19 protein-coding genes are annotated in these 21,736 nt (G+C 73.7%); 5 read left to right on the top strand and 14 right to left on the bottom strand.

The annotated features are described in order from the left end of the window. Nucleotides 1-32 precede the first annotated feature (32 nt). Nucleotides 33-521, bottom strand: a complete 489-nt coding sequence (cutA, locus tag ACWHYA_RS06725; protein ID WP_425942059.1) for a divalent-cation tolerance protein CutA — start codon at nucleotides 519-521, stop codon at nucleotides 33-35. Further along, nucleotides 518-1,867, bottom strand: coding sequence for an aminotransferase class III-fold pyridoxal phosphate-dependent enzyme (locus tag ACWHYA_RS06720; protein WP_425942061.1), 1,350 nt, complete (start codon nucleotides 1,865-1,867; stop codon nucleotides 518-520). The genes cutA and ACWHYA_RS06720 overlap by 4 nt, the downstream gene beginning before the upstream one ends. 69 nt (nucleotides 1,868-1,936) lie before the next feature. On the opposite strand from ACWHYA_RS06720, the gene ACWHYA_RS06715 reads away from it, so the two are divergent. Further along, on the top strand, nucleotides 1,937-3,589 hold the full coding sequence (locus ACWHYA_RS06715; protein WP_425942063.1) for an AMP-binding protein: 1,653 nt from the start codon (nucleotides 1,937-1,939) through the stop codon (nucleotides 3,587-3,589). Between the two features lie 216 nt (nucleotides 3,590-3,805). On the opposite strand, the gene ACWHYA_RS06710 is transcribed toward ACWHYA_RS06715, so the two are convergent. The 4 genes from ACWHYA_RS06710 to ACWHYA_RS06695 form a co-directional block, all read right to left on the bottom strand. Next, the gene (locus ACWHYA_RS06710; protein WP_425942065.1) at nucleotides 3,806-4,636 is read right to left on the bottom strand and encodes an SDR family NAD(P)-dependent oxidoreductase; all 831 of its coding nucleotides are present in this window, start codon (nucleotides 4,634-4,636) and stop codon (nucleotides 3,806-3,808) included. Between the two features lie 44 nt (nucleotides 4,637-4,680). Continuing rightward, nucleotides 4,681-5,547, bottom strand: a complete 867-nt coding sequence (purU, locus tag ACWHYA_RS06705; RefSeq protein ID WP_425942067.1) for a formyltetrahydrofolate deformylase — start codon at nucleotides 5,545-5,547, stop codon at nucleotides 4,681-4,683. 172 nt (nucleotides 5,548-5,719) lie between these two features. Further along, on the bottom strand, nucleotides 5,720-6,829 hold the full coding sequence (locus tag ACWHYA_RS06700; protein ID WP_425942069.1) for a P1 family peptidase: 1,110 nt from the start codon (nucleotides 6,827-6,829) through the stop codon (nucleotides 5,720-5,722). Then, nucleotides 6,826-7,473: an ArsR/SmtB family transcription factor gene (locus ACWHYA_RS06695; protein WP_425942071.1), complete on the bottom strand. Its 648-nt coding sequence runs from the start codon at nucleotides 7,471-7,473 to the stop codon at nucleotides 6,826-6,828. The genes ACWHYA_RS06700 and ACWHYA_RS06695 overlap by 4 nt, the downstream gene beginning before the upstream one ends. 83 nt (nucleotides 7,474-7,556) lie before the next feature. Here ACWHYA_RS06695 and ACWHYA_RS06690 point away from each other — a divergent pair, with 83 nt between their 5' ends. Next, nucleotides 7,557-8,882: an MFS transporter gene (locus ACWHYA_RS06690; RefSeq protein WP_425942073.1), complete on the top strand. Its 1,326-nt coding sequence runs from the start codon at nucleotides 7,557-7,559 to the stop codon at nucleotides 8,880-8,882. Between the two features lie 56 nt (nucleotides 8,883-8,938). Here ACWHYA_RS06690 and ACWHYA_RS06685 read toward each other — a convergent pair whose 3' ends face one another. From ACWHYA_RS06685 to ACWHYA_RS06665, 5 genes are read right to left on the bottom strand one after another with little or no spacing between them, the layout of a single operon-like run. Next, nucleotides 8,939-9,910: an ATP-binding cassette domain-containing protein gene (locus ACWHYA_RS06685; RefSeq protein WP_425942075.1), complete on the bottom strand. Its 972-nt coding sequence runs from the start codon at nucleotides 9,908-9,910 to the stop codon at nucleotides 8,939-8,941. Beyond that, nucleotides 9,903-10,997 (bottom strand): ABC transporter ATP-binding protein, encoded by a 1,095-nt coding sequence (locus tag ACWHYA_RS06680; protein ID WP_425942077.1) that lies wholly within the window; start codon nucleotides 10,995-10,997, stop codon nucleotides 9,903-9,905. The genes ACWHYA_RS06685 and ACWHYA_RS06680 overlap by 8 nt, the downstream gene beginning before the upstream one ends. Then, a complete protein-coding gene (locus ACWHYA_RS06675; protein ID WP_425942079.1) occupies nucleotides 10,994-11,980 on the bottom strand; it encodes an ABC transporter permease in 987 nt (328 codons plus the stop codon). The genes ACWHYA_RS06680 and ACWHYA_RS06675 overlap by 4 nt, the downstream gene beginning before the upstream one ends. After that, nucleotides 11,977-12,927 carry an ABC transporter permease gene (locus ACWHYA_RS06670; RefSeq protein ID WP_425942080.1) on the bottom strand — a complete coding sequence of 317 codons (951 nt, stop codon included), beginning with the start codon at nucleotides 12,925-12,927 and terminating at the stop codon, nucleotides 11,977-11,979. The genes ACWHYA_RS06675 and ACWHYA_RS06670 overlap by 4 nt, the downstream gene beginning before the upstream one ends. A gap of 60 nt (nucleotides 12,928-12,987) precedes the next feature. Continuing rightward, nucleotides 12,988-14,598 carry an ABC transporter substrate-binding protein gene (locus tag ACWHYA_RS06665; RefSeq protein ID WP_425942082.1) on the bottom strand — a complete coding sequence of 537 codons (1,611 nt, stop codon included), beginning with the start codon at nucleotides 14,596-14,598 and terminating at the stop codon, nucleotides 12,988-12,990. A 204-nt stretch (nucleotides 14,599-14,802) separates the two neighbouring features. Here ACWHYA_RS06665 and ACWHYA_RS06660 point away from each other — a divergent pair, with 204 nt between their 5' ends. Continuing rightward, nucleotides 14,803-16,308, top strand: a complete 1,506-nt coding sequence (locus tag ACWHYA_RS06660) for a hypothetical protein (RefSeq protein WP_425942084.1) — start codon at nucleotides 14,803-14,805, stop codon at nucleotides 16,306-16,308. Between the two features lie 276 nt (nucleotides 16,309-16,584). Here ACWHYA_RS06660 and ACWHYA_RS06655 read toward each other — a convergent pair whose 3' ends face one another. Then, nucleotides 16,585-17,487, bottom strand: a complete 903-nt coding sequence (locus tag ACWHYA_RS06655; RefSeq protein ID WP_425942086.1) for a metallophosphoesterase — start codon at nucleotides 17,485-17,487, stop codon at nucleotides 16,585-16,587. A gap of 38 nt (nucleotides 17,488-17,525) precedes the next feature. Between ACWHYA_RS06655 and ACWHYA_RS06650 the strand changes: the two genes are divergently transcribed. Together ACWHYA_RS06650 and ACWHYA_RS06645 are read left to right on the top strand one after the other, a co-directional pair. Continuing rightward, nucleotides 17,526-18,620, top strand: a complete 1,095-nt coding sequence (locus ACWHYA_RS06650) for a glycerate kinase (protein WP_425942088.1) — start codon at nucleotides 17,526-17,528, stop codon at nucleotides 18,618-18,620. 255 nt (nucleotides 18,621-18,875) lie between these two features. Continuing rightward, nucleotides 18,876-20,738: an acyl-CoA dehydrogenase gene (locus ACWHYA_RS06645; RefSeq protein WP_425942090.1), complete on the top strand. Its 1,863-nt coding sequence runs from the start codon at nucleotides 18,876-18,878 to the stop codon at nucleotides 20,736-20,738. A 58-nt stretch (nucleotides 20,739-20,796) separates the two neighbouring features. Here the strand turns inward: ACWHYA_RS06645 and ACWHYA_RS06640 are convergent, their stop codons facing one another. After that, the gene (locus tag ACWHYA_RS06640) at nucleotides 20,797-21,354 is read right to left on the bottom strand and encodes a GtrA family protein (RefSeq protein WP_425942092.1); all 558 of its coding nucleotides are present in this window, start codon (nucleotides 21,352-21,354) and stop codon (nucleotides 20,797-20,799) included. A gap of 148 nt (nucleotides 21,355-21,502) precedes the next feature. After that, nucleotides 21,503-21,733, bottom strand: coding sequence for a DUF6458 family protein (locus tag ACWHYA_RS06635; RefSeq protein WP_425942094.1), 231 nt, complete (start codon nucleotides 21,731-21,733; stop codon nucleotides 21,503-21,505). Between the last annotated feature and the right edge of the window lie 3 nt (nucleotides 21,734-21,736).

Raw genomic sequence — 21,736 nt, 5'->3', positions numbered from 1 at the left:
GCTCGGGGCTGGTCGCCGGAGTCGCCGACCCCTCAGGGCTGGCCGCCGTCGTGCCCCGTCAGCTCGGCGTCGTCGATGCCGTCGGAGTGCTGCCGGACCCAGGAGGCGTACTCGCCCAGCGCCTGGGTGATGGGCACCGCGACGACCTCGGGCACGTCGTAGCTGTGCAGGGTGCGCACCGCCCGGGCCACGTCGGGGAAGGCCTCCTCGGTCGTCTTGGCGACCAGCAGCCACTCCTGGTTGCGGTGCACCTCGCCGTCCCACGTGTAGACCGAGGTCATCGGCCCGAGCACCTGCACGCAGGCCGCCAGCTGCCGGGCGACGAGGTCGCTGGCGATGCGCTGGGCCATGTCGGTGTCGGGCACGCTGACGTGCGCCTCCACGAGGGCGGGGTGCTGCCCCGCGCTGTCGGCACCCGCGTCGTCCGTCTCCTCCGTCACGCCGCGGGCGGCCGCCAGCGAGAGCGCCCGTCCCTCCCCCGCGAGGTGCCGGACCCCGCGCCCGGGACCCTCGGTGCTCACCCGACCACCTCGGTCAGCGCCGCGCCGAGCGTCTCGACGGCGGAGGCGGCCTCCTCGTGCGTGATGACCAGCGGCGGCGCCACGTGGATCCGGTTGGCCACGACGAGCGGCCACACCCCTCGCTCCTGGCAGGCGGCGGCGACCTTCTTCATCGTGCCGGCGTCCAGCGGCTCGCGGGTGTCCGGGTCGGCGACGAGCTCCAGGGCCCAGAAGGCCCCCAGCCCGCGCGCCTCGCCGACGACGCCGTGCTGCTCCGCCAGCGCCTGCAGCCCGGGTCCGAGCGTGCGCTCCCCCAGCTCCCGGGCGTGCTCGACGATGCCGTCCTCGTGCAGGATCCGCAGGGACGCGACCGCCGACGCCGTGGCCAGCGCGTGCCCGGAGTAGGTCAGTCCGCCCGGGTAGGGCACGTCGTCGAAGGTCCGGGCGATCTCGTCGGACATGAGAACGCCGCCGAGCGGGACGTAGCCGGAGTTGACGCCCTTGGCGAAGCTGATGAGGTCCGGCGCGATCCCCGCGTGGTCGAACCCGAACCATGCGCCCGTCCGCCCGAAGCCGACCATCACCTCGTCGGCGATGAGCATGATGCCGTGCTCGTCGCACAGCTCGCGCACCCCCTGCAGGTAGCCCGGCGTCGGCGGCAGCACCCCGGCGCTGCCGACCACGCTCTCCAGCACGATCGCCGCCACGTGCTGCGGCCCCTCGGCCTCGACGGTGTGCCGCAGGTGGGTCAGCGCCCGCTCGGTCTCCTCCTCCGGCGTGCTCGACCAGAACTCGCTGCGGTAGAGGTAGGGCCCCCAGAAGTGGAAGACCCCGGGCACCGCCGGCTCCGATCCCCAGCGGCGGGGCTCCCCGGTCAGGGATGCCGAGCCCGCGGTGGAGCCGTGGTAGCTGCGGTAGGCGGCCAGGATCTTCTGCCGCCCGGTGTGGTGGCGGGCCATCCGGGTGGCGTGCTCGTTGGCCTCGGTGCCGCCGTTGGTGAAGAAGACCTTGTTCATCCCCTCCGGGGCCACGGCCGCGACGGCCGCGGCCGCCTCGGCGCGCGACTCCTCGTAGAACGACGGCGCCACGGTGGTGATCCGCATCGCCGCGTCCGCGATCGCCCGGCTCAGCGCGGGGTGCTGGTAGCCCAGGTTGGCGTTGACCAGCTGGCTGGTCAGGTCGAGGAACCGGCGACCCCGGAAGTCCCAGAACCACGCCCCCTCACCCCCCGCGAGCGGCAGCGGGTCGACCGCCTTCTGCGCCGACCACGAGGTGAACACGTGCGCCTTGGAGAGCTCCCGGATCCGCGCCTCGCGGGCGGGGTCGGCGGCGGGGACGGAGGGGTCGGCGGCGGGAGTGTCGGTCATGCCTCCCGAGTATGCCGTGCGCGCGCCCCCGGGTGGTGCCCCGCGCCCGGCCGGGGGCAGGATGGCTCCATGGCCGACAGCGAAGTCCGCACCCCCTCCCCGGAGCTCTCGCACACCCGGGGGCGCGACGACATACCCCTCCTGGAGGGGACCATCGGGCAGGCGCTGGACGCGACCGCCCGTCGGCAGGGGGACCGGCAGGCGCTCGTCGAGTCGGCCAGCGGCCGGCGGTGGTCCTGGTCCGAGCTGCTCCAGGACGTGGACCTGCTGGCACGGGCGTTCATCGCCTCGGGGGTGCGCACCGGCGACCGGGTGGGGATCTGGGCGCCGAACTGCGCGGAGTGGACGCTCGTGCAGCTGGCCACCGCCAAGATGGGCGCGATCCTGGTCAACATCAACCCCTCCTACCGCACCCACGAGCTGGCCTACGTGATCAATCAGTCGGGGATCAGCACGATCGTGGTGGCGGAAGCCTTCCGCAGCAGCGACTACCCGGCGATGGTCGAGGAGGTGCGGCGCGGGTGCCCGTCGTTGGCGCAGGTGCTCGTCATCGGCAGCTCCGGGTGGGATGAGTTCCGCGGTGGATCGCACCAGGTCACCCGCGACCGGCTCGCGGAGGCGCAGAGCCGGCTCTCGCCGACCGACCCGATCAACATCCAGTACACCTCCGGGACCACCGGCTTCCCCAAGGGCGCGACCCTCTCGCACCGCAACATCCTCAACAACGGCTGGTTCGTGGGCGTGGGCTGCGGCTACACCGAGGAGGACGTGGTCTGCATCCCGGTGCCCTTCTACCACTGCTTCGGGATGGTCATGGGCAACCTGGCCTGTGTCACTCACGGGGCGTGCATGGTCATCCCCGGGCCGGGGTTCGACCCGGCGGCGACCCTGACGGCGGTGCGCGAGGAGTCCTGCACCTCGCTGTACGGGGTGCCGACGATGTTCATCGCGATGTTCGAGCTCATCGACGCCGACCAGGGGTTCTCGGTCGAGGACCTGGCCACGGTGCGGACCGGGATCATGGCCGGGTCGCTGTGCCCCGCGTCGGTGATGCAGCGGCTCATCGACGCCGGGGTGCGCGACATGACGATCGCCTACGGGATGACCGAGACCTCGCCGGTGTCGACCCAGACCTCGCCCCGGGACCCGTTCGAGAAGAAGGTCGGGACCGTCGGGCGGGTCGGCCCGCACCTGGAGATCCAGATCGTGGACCCGGTGACCCGGGAGGTCGTGCCGCGGGGGCAGCCCGGGGAGTTCTGCACGAAGGGCTACTCGGTGATGCTGGGCTACTGGGAGGAGCCGGAGAAGACGGCCGAGGTGGTGCGCGACGGGTGGATGGCCACCGGCGACATCGGGGTGATGGACGAGCAGGGTTACGTGGAGATCACCGGCCGGATCAAGGACATGGTCATCCGCGGCGGGGAGAACATCTATCCGCGCGAGATCGAGGAGTTCCTCATGTCCCACCCGGACGTGGTCGACGCCCAGGTCGTGGGGGTGCCGGACGAGAAGTACGGCGAGGAGCTGATGGCCTGGCTGCGGCTGCGCGCGGGGGCGCCGCGGCTGGACGTCGAGGCCGTGCGGGAGTTCTGCTCCGGGAAGCTGGCGCACTACAAGATCCCGCGCTACGTGCAGGTGACCGAGGAGTTCCCGATGACGGTCACCGGCAAGATCCGCAAGGTGGAGCTGCGAGAGAAGGGCGAGCAGCTGATCCAGGAGTGAGGCGGGGCGAGCGGGGGGGAGAGGCGCCGGCCGGGGCGAGCGCGAGGAACGCCGGCCGGGGCGAGCGCGAGGGACGCCGGCCGGGGCGAGCGCGGGGAGTGACGCCGGCCGGGGCCGCAGCGCACTCTCGTCCGGTTCCTGGCAGATGGCCTCTGCGCGACCTGCGGAAACGTCCGGGCCCGCGTCAAGAACCGGCTGACGGTCGCGGCGGAAGCCTCAGGTCGGGGGCGTGAACCGCCCGTCGATCGCCGTCCACCCCCCGTCGACCATCACCTGGCTGCCGGTGACGAAGCTCGCGGCGTCCGAGGCCAGCCAGCAGACGGCCCCCACCATCTCCTCGGGCCGGGCCCACCGGCCGAGCGCCGACTTCTCCGCGTAGGCCCTCCCCCAGTCGGCGTCGTCGCGGATCTGCTGCGTCAGCGGCGTCTCGACGACACCGGGCGCCACCGCGTTGACGCGCACCCCGGCCGGCCCGAGCTCGGCCGACAGGGTCCGCACCAGCTGCATCGCCCCGGCCTTCGTCGCCGCGTACGCCCCCTGCCCCGGCTCGACGGTCACCGCCCGGATGGAGGTCATCACCACGACCGACCCAGTCCCCCGGTCGACCATCCGCGGCGCGAACGCCCGGGCGGCGGTGAAGGTCGCGCGCAGGTTGAGCGCGACGACACGGTCGAACTCCTCGACCGTGTAGTCCAGCAGCCGCTTGCGCACGTTGGTGGCCGCGGTCAGCACGAGCACGTCGACGTCGCCCAGCGCGGCGGCGAGCGCGTCCAGCGAGCGCTCGTCCAGGACGTCGACGAGGTATGCCGCGTGCCCTGCCCCGCCGGTCCCGTCACCCCCGTCGGTGGGCAGGTCCCCCTCGCCTCCGTTGTCGGACAGACGGTCCCGCACGGCGGCGGCCACCGCCTCGTCCTTGTCGAGGCAGCTCACCCGGGCCCCCTGGGCGGCCAGCCCGGCGGCGATCTCGGCCCCGATCCCGCCGCACCCCACCACCACCGCGTGCCGACCGTCGAGGCGGAACATGCGGGCGTAGTCGAGCGGCGTCATACCCCGATCCTGGCAGCGTGCGCCCCGGTGCTGCCAGGGGGAGGTCAGTTGAAGACGACCGTGCGCCCGCCGCGCAGCACGACCCGGTGCTCGGCGTGCCAGCGCACGGCCCGGGAGAACGCGGCGGCCTCGACCTCCTGGCCGGCCTGCGCCAGCTGCTCGGGCGTGAGCCGGTGGTCGACCCGGCGGAAGTCCTGCTCGATGATCGGCCCCTCGTCGAGGTCGGCGGTGACGTAGTGGGCGGTCGCGCCGATGACCTTCACGCCGCGGTCGTGCGCCTGGGTGTAGGGCTTGGCGCCCTTGAAGCTGGGCAGCAGCGAGTGGTGGATGTTGATGATGCGCCCCGACATGTCGGCGCACAGCTGCGGCGAGAGCACCTGCATGTAGCGCGCGAGCGCGATCGTGTCGACGTCGTGCTCGGCGAGCAGGTCCCGCAGGCGCTGCTCGGCCTGCGGCTTGGTGTCCCTGGTGACGGGGACGTGGTGGAACGGGATGCCGTGCCAGGCGGCGAGGTCGGCGAAGTCCTCGTGGTTGGACACGACGGCGGGGACCGTGATCGGGATCTGGCCGTTGCGCGCCCGGAAGAGCAGGTCGTTGAGGCAGTGGCCCATCCGGCTGACCATGACGAGCACCCGGTGCGGCCTGGCCCGGTCGTGGACGTCCCACTGGGCGCCGAACCGGTCCCCCACAGGTGCGAACGCCGCACGCAGCTCCTTGAGGGGCGCAGGCCCACCCTCGCGCCGCAGCTCCATCCGCAGGTGGAACTCTCCGCTGGAGGGATCGGCGAACTGCTGGCTGTCGGTGATCGTCAGGCCCTGCTCCAGGGCCACCCCGGAGACGGCGTGGACGATCCCGGGGCGGTCGGGGCAGGACAGGGTGAGGACGACGTCGCGTCCGGGCTCGGCGGTCACGGGGAGCGAGTCTAGGCCGGGTGGCTGCACTCCCGTGAGGCGCTCCCTCCCGGGGTGAGGTCGGGTCGTCGCGACCTCCATCGGCCTGTACGGCGATGGAGGTCGGTGGAAGCCGACCTCACGGGAGACGGGTCACCACACGGTAGGACGGGTCACCACACGGGAGGACGGGTCACCACACGGCGCTGGGGAAGGCGTCGACGTAACCCCGCCAGGTACCCGCCGACGTCGTCACGGTCGGGGCGGCCAGCGTGGCGCGCACCATCGCCCGGGCCACCACGTCGGCCGCCCCCTGGAGCAGCTGGTGCATCGCCCACGCGTCGGGAGCGTCCCGCTCTCCGGTCGCCAGCGTGAACAGCGTGTCCCCGTCGAACATCGTGTGCGCCGGCACGACCGCCCGCGCCATGCCGTCGTGCCCGCTCATCGCCAGCCGCGACGCCTGCGCCTTGGTCAGGGCGGCGTCGGTGCCGATCACCCCGATCGTCGTGGCCAGCGTGCGGGGCAGGGCCTCGGACCCCAGCTCGGCGGCGCGCGTACGGGCGGCCTCGACGTCCACCGGCTCGGGGGTGTGCAGCCGCGCACCCTCGGGGAAGCCCGGGAGGTCCTCCAGGTCGCGGGCCAGGAGCCGGTCGGCGGCGTAGAGCTCGCCGGTGGCCGGGTCGACCGTGGACCCGACGGCGTTGAGGACGATGAGCGCCGCCACGGTCGTCCCGTCGTCGAGCACCAGGCTGGCGGTGCCGACGCCGCCCTTGAGGCCACCGGCGACCTGGGCGCCGGTGCCCGCGCCGACGGCTCCGACCGGAGGCGCGGCGGCATACCCCTCGGAGCCGGTGGCGAGCGCGTCCTGGGCGCGCTCGCAGGCCTGCCGGCCGAACGACGCGTCCGGCGTGCTCGTCCAGCGTCCGCCGCGGCCCAGGTCGAAGATGACGGCGCCGGGCACGATCGGGACCACCTGGCCGGGGGCGCCCATCGGGAAGCCGCGGCCCTCGTCGAGCAGCCAGCGCATCACCCCGTCGGCGGCCGCGAGCCCGAACGCCGAGCCGCCGGACAGCGACACGGCGTGCACCCGGTCGACGAGGTTGTGCGGGTCCAGCAGGTCGGTCTCGCGGGTGCCGGGACCGCCGCCGCGGACGTCGACCCCGCCCACGGCGCCCTGCGGCGGGGCGAGGACGACGGTGGAGCCGGTGAGCCACCCGTCGCCGGATGCGGTGTGATGGCCGACCGCGAGGCCGGCGACGTCGACGAGCGAGTTGGTGGGGCCGGCGGTGGGCTCGGTCGTCATGGTGCTCCTCCTGGGTCGTGCTGGGGCGGGCTGGGCAACGAGTCGTCGGCGACGAGGGAGACCATCCTCCAGAGCCGCTTCGGCTGGTCGGTGGGCGTTCGGCTGCGGTCGATCGCGCGGTCCATGAGCTGCTCGAGCTCACCGCTCAGCCAGCGCACGTCCTCCTCGGTCAGCTCGACCAGGCCGGTGTGGATGGCGGCACGGGTGCTCTCCGCCCGCCCGCTGCCCCACGCCGCCGCCCACGCGGTGATGCGGTCGACGAGGTCGTGCAGGTCGAGGGCCTCCTGGTCCATGAAAGAGCGCAGCACGAGCTCGTCGTCGGCGCTGACCGGGCCCTCCGGCGGCCGGACGGTGAAGCCGCTGCCGGCGGCCACCCAGACCCGGTCGCGTCGGTCCCGGGCGTGCTCGGGCGCCTCCACGATCAGGCCGGCCCTGGCGAGCTGGCGCAGGTGGAAGCTGACCGAGTTGGCCGGGGCCCCGACGAGCTCGGCCAGGTCGGTCGCGCGACGGGGCACGTCCTCGTGCATCAGCTCCAGGAGACGGCGGCGCATCGGATGGGCCATCGCCTTGAGCATGGGCGAGGTGAGCCGGACGGCTCCGGACGCCGGGTCGGCGACGGGCTCGGAGGGTGGGTCGTCGGTCATGACGGCACCCTACCGATCATTCCGCAGAGAAAGTTGCGCACTTTCTATTGCGCAATTATTCGTGCGGGTCTACCGTCTGTGCCATGACCACCACCGCACCGGCCACCTCCTCGGCCGCCAGCACCGACGCTGCCTCCTCAGCCGGCCACGGGGCCGCTGCCGCCACCGGCGGAGCCCCTGCCACGTCCGCCCCTGCGCTCCACCGCCAGCGGGCCTACTGGGCCTGGCTGCTCAGCGACACCGGGCAGGCCCTGGGCTCCTCGCTGCAGTTCTTCCTCGTCCCCCTGCTCGTCGTCCTCGTCAGCGGCAGCGCCGCCGCGGCCGGGACGGTCGCCGCGCTCGGCGTCGGGGGGCGCATCGCCACGACCCTCCTCGGCGGGGTGCTCGCCGACCGCCACGACCTGCGCCACCTGATGATGCTCAGCGGGGCGGGAGCTGCGGCGGTCGTCACCGGCATGGTCGTGGTCCTGCGGCTGGACCTCGGCCTGCTGGCGCTCGGCGCGCTCAACCTGCTGGCGGGCGTCCGCGCCGGCCTGCTGGCCGGCGCCTCCGACGCGGCGCTCAAGCAGGTCGTGCCCGCCCCCCTGCTGCCCACCGCCTCCAGCGCCAACCAGGCCCGGGACGCCGCCGTGGCGATGGGCGGCCCGCCGCTCGGCGGGGTCCTGCTGGGGATCGGCGCGGTGCCCGCGCTCGCCGCGGCGGGTGCGGCATACCTCGTGGCCGCGGCGGGCGCCCTGGTGCTCCGGGGCGACTTCCGGCCCGAGCGGACGACCACTGCCGCGTCCGTGCGCGCCGAGGCCGTCGAAGGCCTGCGGTGGCTGTGGGCGCGCGCCGAGCTGCGGCGGGTCATGACCGTGGCCCTGCTCCTCAACCTCGGGCTCAACGCGGCCGTGACGACGCTGCTCTACCACCTGGCCACGACCGGTGAGGACCCGGCGCGCATCGGCCTGGTCTCGACCGCGCTCGGCGTCGGGATGCTCGTGGGCGCGGTGGCCGCCGGCCCGGTCGTGCAGCGCTTCCCGTCGGGCCTGGTGGCGATGGCGGGGATGTCGCTGGCGGGGCTGTCCATGCTCGTGCTGCCGTTCGTCCCCGGGTTCTGGGGCACCCTGGCGGTGCTGACCGTCGGCATCCTCGGCGGGCCGGCGACCAACGCGGCGATGATGAGCTACCTCATGCACCAGACGCCGCGTCGGGTGCTGGGCCGGGTGATGAGCGCGGCCGAGCTGGTGGGCGCCGGTGCCCTGCCGCTCGCACCGGTGCTGGCGGGGTGGGGCCTGAGCCTGCTCGGGCTGCGGCCCACCCTGCTGGTGTGCGCCGGCGTCTGCCTGCTCGCCGTCGGGGCGGTGCTGTCCAGCCGGGCGCTGCGCACCCTGCCGCGTCCGGCCGACTGGGCCTCCTCCGAGGCGTGAGTCCGCCGCCGGGCCCGGCACCCGGGCCCTCGGCGCGTGCTCGGGTGCCCGGGACCTCAGCCCGCCTCGCCCGTCGCCCCCACCTCACCCGTCGCCCCGGGGTCCTGCCCCCGCCGCGCCACGTCGGCGGCCAGCTCCCTCGCCGTCCGGCCGGCGAGGGCACTCGTGAGGTCGGGCACGGCGGCGAGCAGCTGCTGGGTGTACGGGTGTTGCGGGTCGGTCCACAGCTGTTCCGTCGGCGCCACCTCGACGAACTCCCCCCGCCGCATCACCGCCACCCGGTCGCACACGTGGCGCACGACGGACAGGTCGTGGGAGACGAAGACCAGCGTCAGGTCGAACTCCTCGACGACCTCGTCGATGAGGTTGAGCACCTGCGCGCGGACGGACACGTCGAGGGCGCTGACCGGTTCGTCGGCGACCAGGATGTCCGGCCCCGGGGCGAGCGCGCGGGCGACCGAGATGCGCTGGCGCTGGCCGCCGGAGAACTGATGCGGGTAGCGGTCCGCCGCCTCGGCCGACATCCCGACCGCCACGAGCAGCTCGTCCACCCGCGCCCGGTTGTCGTGCCGGCCCTGGGCGACCAGCGGCTCGGCGATGATGTCGCGCACGCGCATCCGCGGGTCGAGGCTGCTCATCGGGTCCTGGAAGACCAGCTGCAGCGTCTCGCGCAGCCAGCCCAGCCGGCGCGCGGGCTGGTCGTGCACCGGCCGGCCCTCGACGAGGATCTCCCCCGCCGTCGGCTGGTCGAGCCCGCTGATGAGCCGCAGGAGGGTCGACTTGCCCGACCCGGACTCGCCCACGATGCCGAACCGTTCGCCCCGGGCGATCGTGGCGGACACGTCGCGGACGGCGTCGACGACCGGCGCAGGGGTCAGCAGCGACGTGCGCCGGCGCCGGAACTGCCGGCCCACCCCGCGCAGCTCGACGGCGGGGACGGTCGGGTCGGCCGCACCGACCCCGTCGGTTACGTCGGCCCCGTCGGCGGACGCGGCCCGGGCGGGGCGGGCGGCGGGCTCCTCAGCCATCCCCCTCACCTCCTGCGGGGTGGAAGCAGGCATAGCCGTATGCGGTCGCGCCCGCCGCGTGCTCCCCGCGCGCCGTCCACGGCGGCAGGGTCGCGCAGACGTCGGTGGCGTGCTCGCAGCGGGTCCGGAAGACGCAGCCGTCGGGGAAGCGGCCCGCCGGCGGGACCGTCCCCGGGATCGTCGGCAGCTGGGCCCGTCCGCGCCGACCGTCGGCCCCGGAGAGGTCGCTCGCGGCGACCAGCCCCTGCGTGTAGCGGTGCCGCGGGTCGGAGAACACCTCGTGGACGGGACCGGCCTCGACGATGCGGCCGCCGTACATGACCAGCACCCGCTCGCACACCGTCGCCACCACGCCCAGGTCGTGGGTGATGAAGAGCATCCCGGCGTGGCGGGCCTCCACGCCGCGCACGACGAGGTCGAGCACGGTCGCCTGCACGGTCACGTCCAGGGCGGTCGTCGGCTCGTCGCAGATGAGCAGCGCCGGGTCGTTGGCCAGGGCGATCGCCAGGACGACGCGCTGGCGCTGGCCGCCGGAGAGCTCGTGCGGATAGGCCCGGGCCACGTGCGCGGGGTCGGGCAGGCCGACCTGGTCGAGCAGCTCGACGGCCCGTCGACGGGCGTCCGCCGTCGAGCGGGTGCGGTGCAGGACCATCACCTCGGCGACCTGGGACCCCACCCGCATGGTCGGGTTGAGGGCGGTCATCGGCTCCTGGAAGACCATCGACATGCCGTCCCCGCGCAGCCGGGCCAGCTGCCGCTCGCCCAGCTGGAGCAGGTTGTGCTCCGCGGGGCTGCGCGCCGCGAGCCGCACGTCGCCCCCGGCAGACAGTCCCTCGGGCAGCAGGCCCATGACGGCCAGGGCGGTCAACGACTTCCCCGACCCGGACTCGCCGATCAGCCCCACCCGCTCGCCCCGGTCGATCGAGAACGAGACGTCCTGCAGCAGCGGCGTGGACCCGGCGTGCACGTCCAGGCCGGTGACCTGCAGGACGGTGCGGTCGGGCACCTCGGGCACGTCCCGGCCGCCGCCCTCCTCCGGCCGGACCGCCGTCGCCCCGCCCGGTGCCTCCTCGCCCACGCCGCTCACCGCCTCTCCAGCTTGGGGTCGAGCCAGTCGCGCAGGCCGTCCCCGAAGAGGTTGAAGCCCAGCACCGACAGCGCGATCGCCCCGCCGGGGATGAGCGCCAGGTGGGGGGCCGAGCGCAGCGTCGTCTGCGCCTCGTAGAGCATCCGCCCCCACGAGGCCTGACCGGTGGGCGTGCCCAGGCCGAGGTAGGCCAGCGCCGCCTCGGCCAGGATCGCGATCGCGAACGAGACCGACGCCTGGACGATGACCAGCCCGGCCACGTTCGGCAGCACGTGGCGCCAGGCGATCGCCAGCGGGGAGCGCCCCGCGGCGCGCGCGGCGACGACATACTCGCTCTTCATCACCCCGAGCGCCCCCGAGCGGGTGATCCGCGCGAAGGCGGGGATGGTGGCGATCCCGATGGCGATCATCGCCACCCGGGTGGACCCGCCGTAGAGCGCGGCGAACATGATCGCCAGCAGCAGGGCGGGGAAGGCCAGCAGCACGTCGTTGGTGCGCATGACGACCTGGCCGAGCCAGCCCGGCGACATCGCGGCGAGGATGCCGAGCGGCACCCCGACGACGGCGGCCACGCCGACGGCGACCAGCCCGACGTACAGGGTCGTGCGCGCGCCCACGAGGATCTGGGTGAACACGTCGCGCCGCAGCCGGTCGGTGCCCAGCCAGTGCTCGGCGTTGGGGGTCTGGTAGGCCTCGACGGGCAGCACCCGCATCGGCGGCCAGGGCGTCCAGACGTAGGAGACGAGGGCCAGCACGACGATCGCGGCCACCAGCAGGCCGCCGACCACGAGGCTCGGGTTGAGCCGCCGCCCCCAGGCACGGCCGGTCGACGGCGCGGTCTCGAGGACTGGTCCGGCACCGGGGGTCCCCGACCCCCCGCCGGTCCCCGGCCCGCCACCGGCCCCCGGCTCCTCGACGCGGCCGCCGGTGACGGGCCCCTCCGGCGTGCCCGGACCGGTCAGGGGTCCGCCCTGCCCGCTCATCGCGCCGCCCTACGCAGCCGCGGGTCGATGAGCAGGTAGAGCAGGTCGACGACGAAGTTGATGACCAGCACCGCCACGACGAGCACCATGACCACCGTCTGCACGGTCAGCAGCTCGCGCTTGGCGACCGAGTCCAGCAGCAGCGAGCCCAGCCCAGGGATGACGAAGACCCGCTCGACGACGACCGCCCCGATGAGCAGGGTCGCCAGCTGCAGGCCCAGGACCGTGACGACCGGTACCGCGGCGTTGCGCAGGCCGTGCCGCACCAGCGCCTGCACCGGCCGCAGCCCCTTGGCCCGGGCGGTCCGCAGGTAGTCCTCGCGGAGCACGTCGAGCACGGCCGACCGCACGTAGCGCGCCAGCACCGCCCCCTGCACCAGCGCGAGCGACAGCGTCGGCATCGCCAGCCGCTGCAGGAAGCCCACGGGGTCCCGGGCCGGGACGACCCACCCGCCGGAGGGCAGCCAGCCCAGCCGGACGGCGAACACCGAGATCATGAGGATCCCCGCCAGGAAGGCGGGCACGGCCACGCCCACCTGCGAGAAGCCCGAGAGGACGATCCCGTCCCAGTGGCGGTGCCGCAGCGCCATCCACAGGCCGACGGGGACCGCGACGACCAGCGCGAGGACCATCGAGGCGACGACGAGCCACGTGGTCACCAGCAGCCGGTCGGCGATCTGCGGACCGATCGGCGCGCGGGAGAGGAACTCGATGCCCGGGTCCAGGGTCAGCAGCCCGCCGACCCAGTCGACGTACTGCACGACCACCGGCCGGTCCAGCCCGAACTGCGTGCGCAGCGCCCGCACCGCCTCCTCCGAGGCGTTCACCCCGAGCGCCACCCGCGCCGGGTCGCCGGGCAGCACGCGCATAAACGCGAACACCACCACCGAGGCCAGCGCCAGGCTCACCAGCAGCACCATCAACCGGTGCGCGACTCGCAGGAGCATGGGGGAGGTGGTCTCCGTCTCGCCCCGGGAGGGGCCGCTGGGGATCTTCGGGTATGCCGCTCAGCCGCGCCCGAGCGGGGCCAGGCGGAAGGACTCGGTGATCGCGTTCTCCGGCAGCCCGGTGATGTCGGGGTCGGCGACCATGAGGTTGGGCAGGAGGAAGAGGAAGTCGGCGGCCGCGTCGGTGCTGATCAGCTCGGCCGCCTCCTTCATCGTCTCGACCTGCTCCTCCTGGGTGCCGGCGTCGGCCTCGGCCAGCAGGGCCTGCAGCTCCTCGGTGCCGTAGGAGGTGTAGTAGTCGGGGTTGCCGAAGACGGTGCCCAGGTCCCGCGGCTCGACGTGCGCGATGACCGACATGTCGTAGTCCTTGTTGGTGTAGACCGTCTCCAGCCAGGCCGAGGGGAACTCCAGCTCGTCGACGGTGACCTCGAAGCCCGCGTCCTCGAGCATGGACTCGACCACGGTGCCGCACGCGACGGCATACGGGAGGGTGGGCAGGCGCAGGCGCACCTCCTCGCCCTCGGCGCCGGCCTCCTGCAGGAGGGTGCGGGCCTGCTCGGGGTCGAAGGCGTAGTCGCCGGTGCGGTCCTCGTACCAGGGGTCGGTCGGGGGCACCATGCTGCCGATGAGCTCGCCGCGGCCGGCCCAGCAGGTGTCCAGCAGGCTCTGGTGGTCGATGGCGTGGCGGGCGGCCTGGCGCACGCGCAGGTCGGAGAACGGCCCGTCGGCGTTGTTGAAGGACAGGACGACCTCGCCGTTGGTGGTGCCCTCGACGATCTGGTAGTCCTCGTTCTCGAACTCGGCGAGCGACTCCGGCGCCTGGACGGTCGAGACGATGTCGATGGCGTCGGTGAGCATGGCGTTGTTCAGCGCGTTGGGGTCGCGGAAGTAGTGCATCTCCACGGTGGCGAAGTACGGCGTCTCCCCGTGGTAGTCCTCGTTGCGCTGAAGGGTGATCTGGGAGCCGCGCTGCCACTCGTCGAAGACGTAGGGGCCGGTGCCGACCGGGTCGTTGGCCAGGTCGTCGACGCCCTCGGTGTCGTACATCGCGCCGACGCGGGTGGTCAGGGCGTAGAGGAACTGGTTGCTCGGCTGGGCCAGGGTGACCTCGAGGGTCTGCTCGTCGACCGCCTCGACGCTCTCGACCACGTCGAGCTGGGCCTTCAGGCTGGTGGTCCAGGCGTCGGAGGAGACCCGCTCGAGGGAGAACGCCGCGTCCTCGGCGGTGAAGTCCGCGCCGTCGCTGAAGGTGACGCCCTCCTTGAGGGTGAAGGTGTAGGTCAACCGGTCGTCACTGACCTCCCAGTCCTCGGCGAGCGCGCCGACGACCTCACCGGTCTCCACGTCGACCCGCACGAGCGTCTCGTAGACGTTGTCGAGCAGCAGCTGCGGGATCGCAGCACCGTCGGTGGTGGAGAAGTCGAGGCTGGCGGGCTCGGCGACGAGGCCGACGCGCACCGTCTCATCGCTGCCGGCGGCGCCCCCGGGAGCGGCCGTGCCACCGGTGGCGTCGGCGGTGTCGCTGCCCCCGTCGGGCGGGTCCCCCTCCGCCGTCCCTCCGTCGTCCGGATCGGTGGTGGGGTCGCTGCTGCCGGCGCCCGCGTTGCACCCGGTCAGCAGGGCCACCGCGGCGACGCCGGCGACGGCGCGGCCACGGGTTCTCGTCCTCATCGACGTCCTCATGGTCCCGCATCATCCTGCATGGCACCCCCGTGCCGCCACCCACCCCCGGCCCGGGGGACGGCCACGGGCCGCCGGGGACGGCCACCGGCTGCCGCGGGACGGCCATCCGCTGCGGGGGGACGGCGGCCACCGGCTGCCGCGGGACCACCACCCGCTCCCGCCCCGCCCAGCGTCCTGGGTCACAATCGGAGGGTGGCGACCCCGACCGCAACCTCCGCGCGCACCGCCCTGCACACCTCCGTGTCCCTGTGGGACCGCAACCCGGTGGCAGCGAACGCCTTCCGGACCATGCTGGCCGTGGGCCTCGCCTGGATCGTCGGGTACAACCTGCCCGGCGAGGCGTCCCAGTACGCCTACTACGCCCCCCTGGGGGCGGTCATCGCCACCACGAACAACCCGGGCGGTTCGCTGCGCACGGCGCTGCAGGCGGCCGCGGCGATCGTGCTCGGCGGCACCGCGGCGGCGGTGGCCGACATCTTCGGCGACGTCGACAACTTCCTCCCGATGGCGATCACCGTCGGCCTCGCCGTGCTGCTGGGCGCCTTCCGCTGGCTGGGCCCGATGGGGTCGTGGGTGCCGACCGCGGCGCTGTTCACGCTGATCTTCGGCAACGGGGAGCTGGAGTTCGTCGGCTACTACACCGGCCTCATCCTCATCGGGGCCGCCGTCGCGGTGCTCATCGCGGTGGTCCTGCCCGGTCAGCCGGTGGCGCTGGCGGAGCGTGACCTGGACCGGCTGCGCTACGCGCTGTCGACCCGGATCGAGGAGTGCATCGAGGGCGTCGACGAGAACGAGCGTGACGAGGAGGGGGACGGTCACGAGAGGACGGGTGATCAGGGCTCGCACGAGGGCGAGAGGAACGCCGACGGCGACGCCGACGCCGACGAGGACGCGCCCCGCGACTCCGCCGACGCCGAGGGTCGCGACGACCAGCGCGAGACCCGGGGAGCGGCGACGACCGGAGGTACCGAGACCGAGAGCACCCGCCAGGAGGACGCCCGCAGCCTGGAGAAGATGCGGGAGGACGCCGAGGACCCCCGCAAGGGACGCCGACCCGACCTCGACCAGGAGCTCTCCCGGGCCCGCCAGTCGGTCGCCGAGCTGCGCGACGCACGGCGCAAGAACCAGCGCGCGCACCAGCACGCCGCGACCATCGCGCGCGCCGAGGACCAGCTGCGCACCTGGGAGTTCGCGGCCGCCGCGATGGAGCTGGTCTCGGCAGGACGGGACCTGAAGGGTCCCCGGATGCCGGACCTGGTGCGTGAGGCCACGACGGAGGCGCTGGCCGCACTGCAGGAGCTCCTCGACGAGTGGCGCCTCACCAAGGACCAGCTGGACTTGCGCCGGATGCACGCCGCCACCGCGCGTCTCGACGAGGCCGTCAACGACCCCTCGACCCCCGCCTCCCCCACGGCCACCGCGGTACTCATCACGATGTCCAAGACCCTGGACATGCTGTCCGAGCGCGAGCTCTCCCACGAGGAGGAGGAGCGGGAGGAGAAGGAGCGGGAGGAGCAGGAGGAGGAGCAGGAGGCGCAGAAGCAGGAGCGGGAGGAGCGAAAGGAGAGGAAGCAGGAGGCGAAGGAGCAGGAGAAGCGCGAGAAGGGGCGCGATAAGGAGCAGCCCCCGCGGGGCCGCGACCAGCCGGAGCAGGACGACGGCCAGGGACGGTCGACGCCAGACCGCTCATCGCGCTGACCCGCACTCTCCGCGCCGACCCGCACTCTCCGGGCGACCCGCCCTGACCCGCACTCTCCGCGCCGACCCCCGCTGACCCGCACTCGTCGCCGACCCCCCATGTCGGGACACGCCCGGGCTGCTCGACCTGGGGGGTGCACGTGAACCCTCAGGGTCGTCGCGGCCGTGCGCGTCTCGGCCCAGACCGCTCCGCCAGACCACCCAGCTGGCCGTCTCCGTCCGAACCGCCCGGCCAGACCCTGCTGGGCCGCCCGGCCAGACCACCCGGCCTGGCCGTCAGCCGCCCGGGGCCACCAGCTCGAAGAAGGCGACCTGCGGAGGCGCGTTGAAGCGCACCGGCAGCAGACTGAAGCCCACGCCGCAGGTGACGAACAGGTCGTTGCCTTCGGCGCCGTGGTCGTCCGGCGCCCAGCCGTCGGCCACCACCTCCTCCTCCTCGGTCAGCCCCAGGTAGGAGGAGTGGGGCGCGAACGGCAGCGCGATCTGGCCGCAGTGCGTGTGGCCGGCCACGGCGAGCGGCCCGGTCTGTGCCGGCAGGTCAACGAAGGCGGCCGGGTTGTGCATCATCACCATGCGTGGCGCGTCCGGCGGGACGTCGGCCACGGCCTTCTCGGGGTCCGCCAGCCCGGGACGGGAGGGGCCCACGCCCACCACGTGCAGGCCACCGGTCTCTCCCCCGCCCTCCTGGGAGCCCCCCGTCCCGGCCACCGGGACCACGACCGACTCGTTGAGCAGCACGTCGATGCCGGCGTCCTCCAGCGCCGCCTCGATCTCCTGGGCACCTCCCGCCTCGTGGTCGTGGTTGCCGAGGACCGCCAGGGTCGGGATGCCGCTGTCCACCAGCGGCGCGAGCAGCGCGAGCACCGTGTCCACCTGGGTCTGCACGTCCGGCTCGGTGCTGTAGAGGAAGTCGCCCGGCAGGAGCACCAGGTCGGGGTCCTCGGCCAGCACCTCGTCGACCGCCCGGCGGACCATGCCGGTGTTGGCCCACCACATCCCCACCTGCAGGTCGGAGAGCACGGCCACCTCGACACCGGACTGGTCCGCGTCCAGCCCGGGGATCTCGACGGTGTGGCGCGCCGTCTCGAGGACGAGCCGCGGCTCCGCGAGCGCCCACAGGCCGAGGGCCACGACCACCACGCCCAGGACGGTGGCGGCACGGCCGAGCAGCTGCTTCACCTGCCACCCCCTGTCCGGTCGACCGCTAGCATCGCTTGATGGACAGGGGCGAGGCAAGCGGAGCGGCGCGGGGCAGCAGCGCCGGCGACCGCCGCCGCGTCCTGGTCGTGGCCCCGGACAAGTTCCGCGGCTCGTTGACCGCCCCCGAGGTCGTCGCCGCGGTCACCCCCGCCGCCGAGGAGCTGGGCTGGCAGGTGAAAGGTATGCCGTTCTGCGACGGCGGGGAGGGCATGCTCGACGCGTTCGGCGGGGCCACGCGGACGAGCCTGGTGACCGGGCCGCACGGGCGGCCGGTCGAGGCGCCGTGGCGGCTGGGCGAGGACGGCACGGCCGTCATCGAGAGCGCCCGCGCCTCGGGCCTGCTCCTGGCCGGCGGGGGCGCCGGCAACGACCCGGTGCGGGCGACGAGCCGCGGCACCGGGGAGCTCGTGGCCGAGGCGGTGCGCGCCGGTGCCCGGACCGTCGTCGTGGGTCTCGGCGGATCGGCCATGACCGACGGCGGTCGCGACGCCGTCGCCGCGGTCCTGGAGGGCCTGGACGGACGCACCCCGCTGGGGCTGGGCGTCGACCTGGTCGTCGCCTGCGACGTGACGACCGTGCTCACCGACGCCGCCAGGGTCTTCGGACCGCAGAAGGGCGCCAGTCCCGAGCAGGTGGAGGAGCTGACCGAGCGGCTCGAACGCGTCCAGGAGGAGTACCTCGACGTCTTCGGCGCGCGCATGAGCGCCGCCGGTGTCGACCTGCCGACCCTGCCGGGCGGCGGTGCCGCCGGTGGCCTGGGCGCCGGGCTGGTGGCGCTGGGGGGCCGGCTCGCCCCGGGCTTCGACGTCGTCGCGCAGCACGTCGGTCTGGAGGCCGCGCTGGACGGGGCCGACGCGGTCCTGACCGGTGAGGGCGCCCTCGACGAGCAGTCCTTCCGCGGCAAGGTGGTCGGGGGCGTGGCTGCGGCAGCGGCCCGGCACGGCATCCCGGTCGTGGTCCTCGTCGGGACCGTGCGGCCGGGCACCCCGGTCGCGCAGGTGGGGAAGGTCAGCGCGGTCGACCTTTCGGCCCGGTTCGGTGCGCACGCCTCCTGGCACCGCACGGCCGAGTGCCTGGCCCGGGCGACCCGCGAGCAGCTGCTCAGGCTCTGACGAGCGCACCCCGGGCACACGCAGGAGCCGCGCACCCCGGCTACGCAACACCGTTGCCCCCAGGCACGCCCACCATCCGCACACAGACAGGCGCGACATCCGCGCACCCCAGCACACGCGGCCTTCGAGCGCCCCCGCACCCGGGGCGCGACCGCATACCCCCGCTGTTGCTTTCCCGGGACCCGTGGTCCACACTTGTTACCAAGAAGTAGGTACTCCCGGTACCGGGTACTGGGACTCAGCGTGGAGGCGACCGTGGGGCACTACCGGAGCAACGTCCGTGACATCGAGTTCATGCTGTTCGACGTGCTCGAACGGGGTGAGGTGCTGGGCACCGCGCCGTTCGAGGACATCGACGCGGAGACCGCGCGGGACGTGCTGCGCCAGGTCGCCGAGCTGGCCGAGGGACCCATCGGGGACTCGCTGATGGAGTCCGACCGCACGCCTCCCGTGCTGGACACCAGCGACGGGTCGGTGACGATGCCCGAGTCGTTCCAGAGGTCGTACCAGACCTGGGTCGACAACGAGTGGTGGCGCCTGGAGGTCCCGACCGAGCTGGGTGGCACCGCCTCCCCGCCGAGCCTGGCGTGGGCCGTCGCCGAGATGGTGCTCGGGGCCAACCCCGCAGTGAAGATGTATGCCGCCGGGTTCTCCTTCGCGACCGTGCTCTACCGCCTGGGCACCCCCGAGCAGCAGCGCTTCGCCCAGCTGATGGTGGACAAGAAGTGGGGCGCCACCATGGTGCTCACCGAGCCGGACGCCGGCTCCGACGTCGGCGCCGGGCGCGCGAAGGCGGTGCAGCAGGAGGACGGCACCTGGCACGTGACGGGGGTCAAGCGCTTCATCACCAGCGGGACGGCTCCGTTCTACGACAACGTGATCCACTTCGTGCTGGCGCGGCCCGAGGGCGCCGGCCCGGGCACCAAGGGGCTGTCGCTGTTCATCGTCCCCGGCACGCACGTCGACCGGGAGACCGGTGAGCTCGGCGAGGTCAACGGCGTCGAGGTGGCCAACATCGAGCACAAGATGGGCCTGAAGGTCTCCACCACCTGCGAGCTGCGCTTCGGCGAGGACGCGTCGCGGCCGGCCGTCGGCTGGCTGGTCGGCGAGGTGCACGACGGGATCGCGCAGATGTTCCGCGTCATCGAGTACGCCCGGATGCTCGTGGGCACCAAGGCGATCGCGACGCTGTCGACCGGCTACCTCAACGCGCTCGACTACGCCAAGGAGCGGGTCCAGGGCGCGGACCTGACGCAGATGACGGACAAGACGGCCCCGCGGGTGACGATCACCCACCACCCCGACGTGCGGCGCTCGCTCATGCTGCAGAAGTCGTATGCCGAGGGGCTGCGGGCGCTGATGCTCTACACCGCCTCCTTCCAGGACACCGTGCAGGCCGCCCAGCTGGCCTCCGGCGGGGAGCAGGTCGAGGCGGACTCCCCCGCCGCGATGGCCGTGCGGGTCAACGACCTGCTGCTGCCGCTGGTCAAGGGGTGCGGGTCGGAGCGGGCCTGGGTGCTGCTCGGGACCGAGTCGCTGCAGACCTTCGGCGGGTCCGGCTTCCTGCAGGACTACCCGCTGGAGCAGTACGTCCGCGACGCCAAGATCGACTCGCTCTACGAGGGCACGACCGCCATCCAGGGCCTGGACTTCTTCTTCCGCAAGATCCTCCGGGACAAGGGCGCGGCGCTGGGCTACGTCGCGCAGCAGATCATGGGCACCGCCACCGCGCAGACCGAGGACGGGCTCGGCGACGTACGGCAGGCCGTGCTGCGGGCGCTGGGTGAGCTGCAGGCCATGATCGAGCACCTGACCGGCAGGGCGATGGCCTCCCAGCAGGAGGCCGAGCAGATCTACGCCGTCGGGTTGCACACCACCCGGCTGCTGCTCGCCGCGGGCGACCTGCTCATCGCCTGGCTGCTGCTGCGCCAGGCCGAGGTGGCCCAGCGGCTGCTCGACGCGGGCGAGCGCCCGGCCGACGAGGCGTTCCTGCGCGGCAAGGTGGCCGCCGCCCGGTTCTTCGCGGCGGAGGTGCTGCCCCGCCTGGGCTCGGACCGCCGGGTGGTCACCGCCGGCGACGCGTCCGACCTGATGGAGCTGCCGGAGGAGTCCTTCTGAGCGCCTGACCCCTACGGTCGGAGAGGCCTCGCCCGGACCGGGCGGGGCCTCGGCGCCGTCAGGCGTAGCGCTTCTGCCGGAAGACGACGATGCGCATCATCAGGTACATGAAGACCGCCTCGCAGGCGCCGGCGACGAGCCGGGCGGCGAGGAAGTGCACGCCCACGGCCTCGAGCGTGGTCGACAGCAGCAGGATGAACAGCAGGTAGTTGGCCGCCACCGTGAGGACGTAGCGCCCGGTCTGCCCGGCGACGTGGCCGTGCGACTGGAAGTTCAGCCACCGGTTGAGCACGAAGGCCAGGGTGAAGGCGACGAGGTAGCCCAGGGTGACGGCCAGCGGGTACGGCAGGCCGACGAGGCCGTAGCCCACGGCCAGGATGCCGAGGTCGACGGCGTAGGTGAAGGAGCTGATCGCCGCGAAGCCGATCGCCGTGGCCGGCACGATCCGCCCGAGCGCTCCGGGGAGGGTCCGGTGGACCCGGTCCCGGAGCAGGGCGAACCGCTCGGCGGCGGTGAGCGCCGGCACGCCGGTCAGGTCCCGCCCGGGAGGCGTCGGCGCGCGCCCGGAGGCCGGCGGGGACAGCACGGCGGCCTCGCGGTGGGCGGTCTCGCTCATGCGTCAGGGAGCCTCACGGTGGGACACGGGGGGACGCTTCCAGGGTAGGGACCCCACCTGGGTGCGTGCTGTGCGACCTGGGCGCGCCCCCGACGCCCGCCCTGGCCCGACCCCCCGACGTCCGTCCGGTCCTGGATCGCGACGGGCCTCAGACGTCGCGGTGACGCACGTCGGTGTCGTCGCGGCGGTCGACGACCTCACGGTGCGTGGTGTTGGCCCGCTGGGTGTTCATCACCAGACCCAGCAGCAGCGACAGCACCCCGGCCGCCATGAGGATGAATCCGATCGTGTTCACCTCGATGCCGCTGACGGCGTAGTCGACCGCGAACGCGAGGATCGCGCCGACGGCGAGGAGGAAGATGCCGAGGCCCAGGCCCATGGT

It is taken from the genome of Ornithinimicrobium carbonis (genome assembly GCF_977012275.1).
Note: the sequence above shows the minus strand (reverse complement) of the source record. Positions and strands in the feature narration are given on the sequence as shown.

Excerpts from the sequence above, each read along its gene's own strand:
- ACWHYA_RS06675 (WP_425942079.1), bottom strand. The coding sequence starts at position 11,980 with ATGAGCGGGCAGGGCGGACCCCTGACCGGTCCGGGCACGCCGGAGGGG.
- ACWHYA_RS06720 (WP_425942061.1), bottom strand. The coding sequence starts at position 1,867 with ATGACCGACACTCCCGCCGCCGACCCCTCCGTCCCCGCCGCCGACCCC.
- ACWHYA_RS06710 (WP_425942065.1), bottom strand. The coding sequence starts at position 4,636 with ATGACGCCGCTCGACTACGCCCGCATGTTCCGCCTCGACGGTCGGCAC.
- ACWHYA_RS06715 (WP_425942063.1), top strand. The coding sequence starts at position 1,937 with ATGGCCGACAGCGAAGTCCGCACCCCCTCCCCGGAGCTCTCGCACACC.
- ACWHYA_RS06635 (WP_425942094.1), bottom strand. The coding sequence starts at position 21,733 with ATGGGCCTGGGCCTCGGCATCTTCCTCCTCGCCGTCGGCGCGATCCTC.
- ACWHYA_RS06640 (WP_425942092.1), bottom strand. The coding sequence starts at position 21,354 with ATGAGCGAGACCGCCCACCGCGAGGCCGCCGTGCTGTCCCCGCCGGCC.
- ACWHYA_RS06700 (WP_425942069.1), bottom strand. The coding sequence starts at position 6,829 with ATGACGACCGAGCCCACCGCCGGCCCCACCAACTCGCTCGTCGACGTC.
- ACWHYA_RS06695 (WP_425942071.1), bottom strand. The coding sequence starts at position 7,473 with ATGACCGACGACCCACCCTCCGAGCCCGTCGCCGACCCGGCGTCCGGA.
- ACWHYA_RS06685 (WP_425942075.1), bottom strand. The coding sequence starts at position 9,910 with ATGGCTGAGGAGCCCGCCGCCCGCCCCGCCCGGGCCGCGTCCGCCGAC.
- ACWHYA_RS06665 (WP_425942082.1), bottom strand. The coding sequence starts at position 14,598 with ATGAGGACGAGAACCCGTGGCCGCGCCGTCGCCGGCGTCGCCGCGGTG.
- ACWHYA_RS06650 (WP_425942088.1), top strand. The coding sequence starts at position 17,526 with ATGGACAGGGGCGAGGCAAGCGGAGCGGCGCGGGGCAGCAGCGCCGGC.
- ACWHYA_RS06690 (WP_425942073.1), top strand. The coding sequence starts at position 7,557 with ATGACCACCACCGCACCGGCCACCTCCTCGGCCGCCAGCACCGACGCT.
- ACWHYA_RS06670 (WP_425942080.1), bottom strand. The coding sequence starts at position 12,927 with ATGCTCCTGCGAGTCGCGCACCGGTTGATGGTGCTGCTGGTGAGCCTG.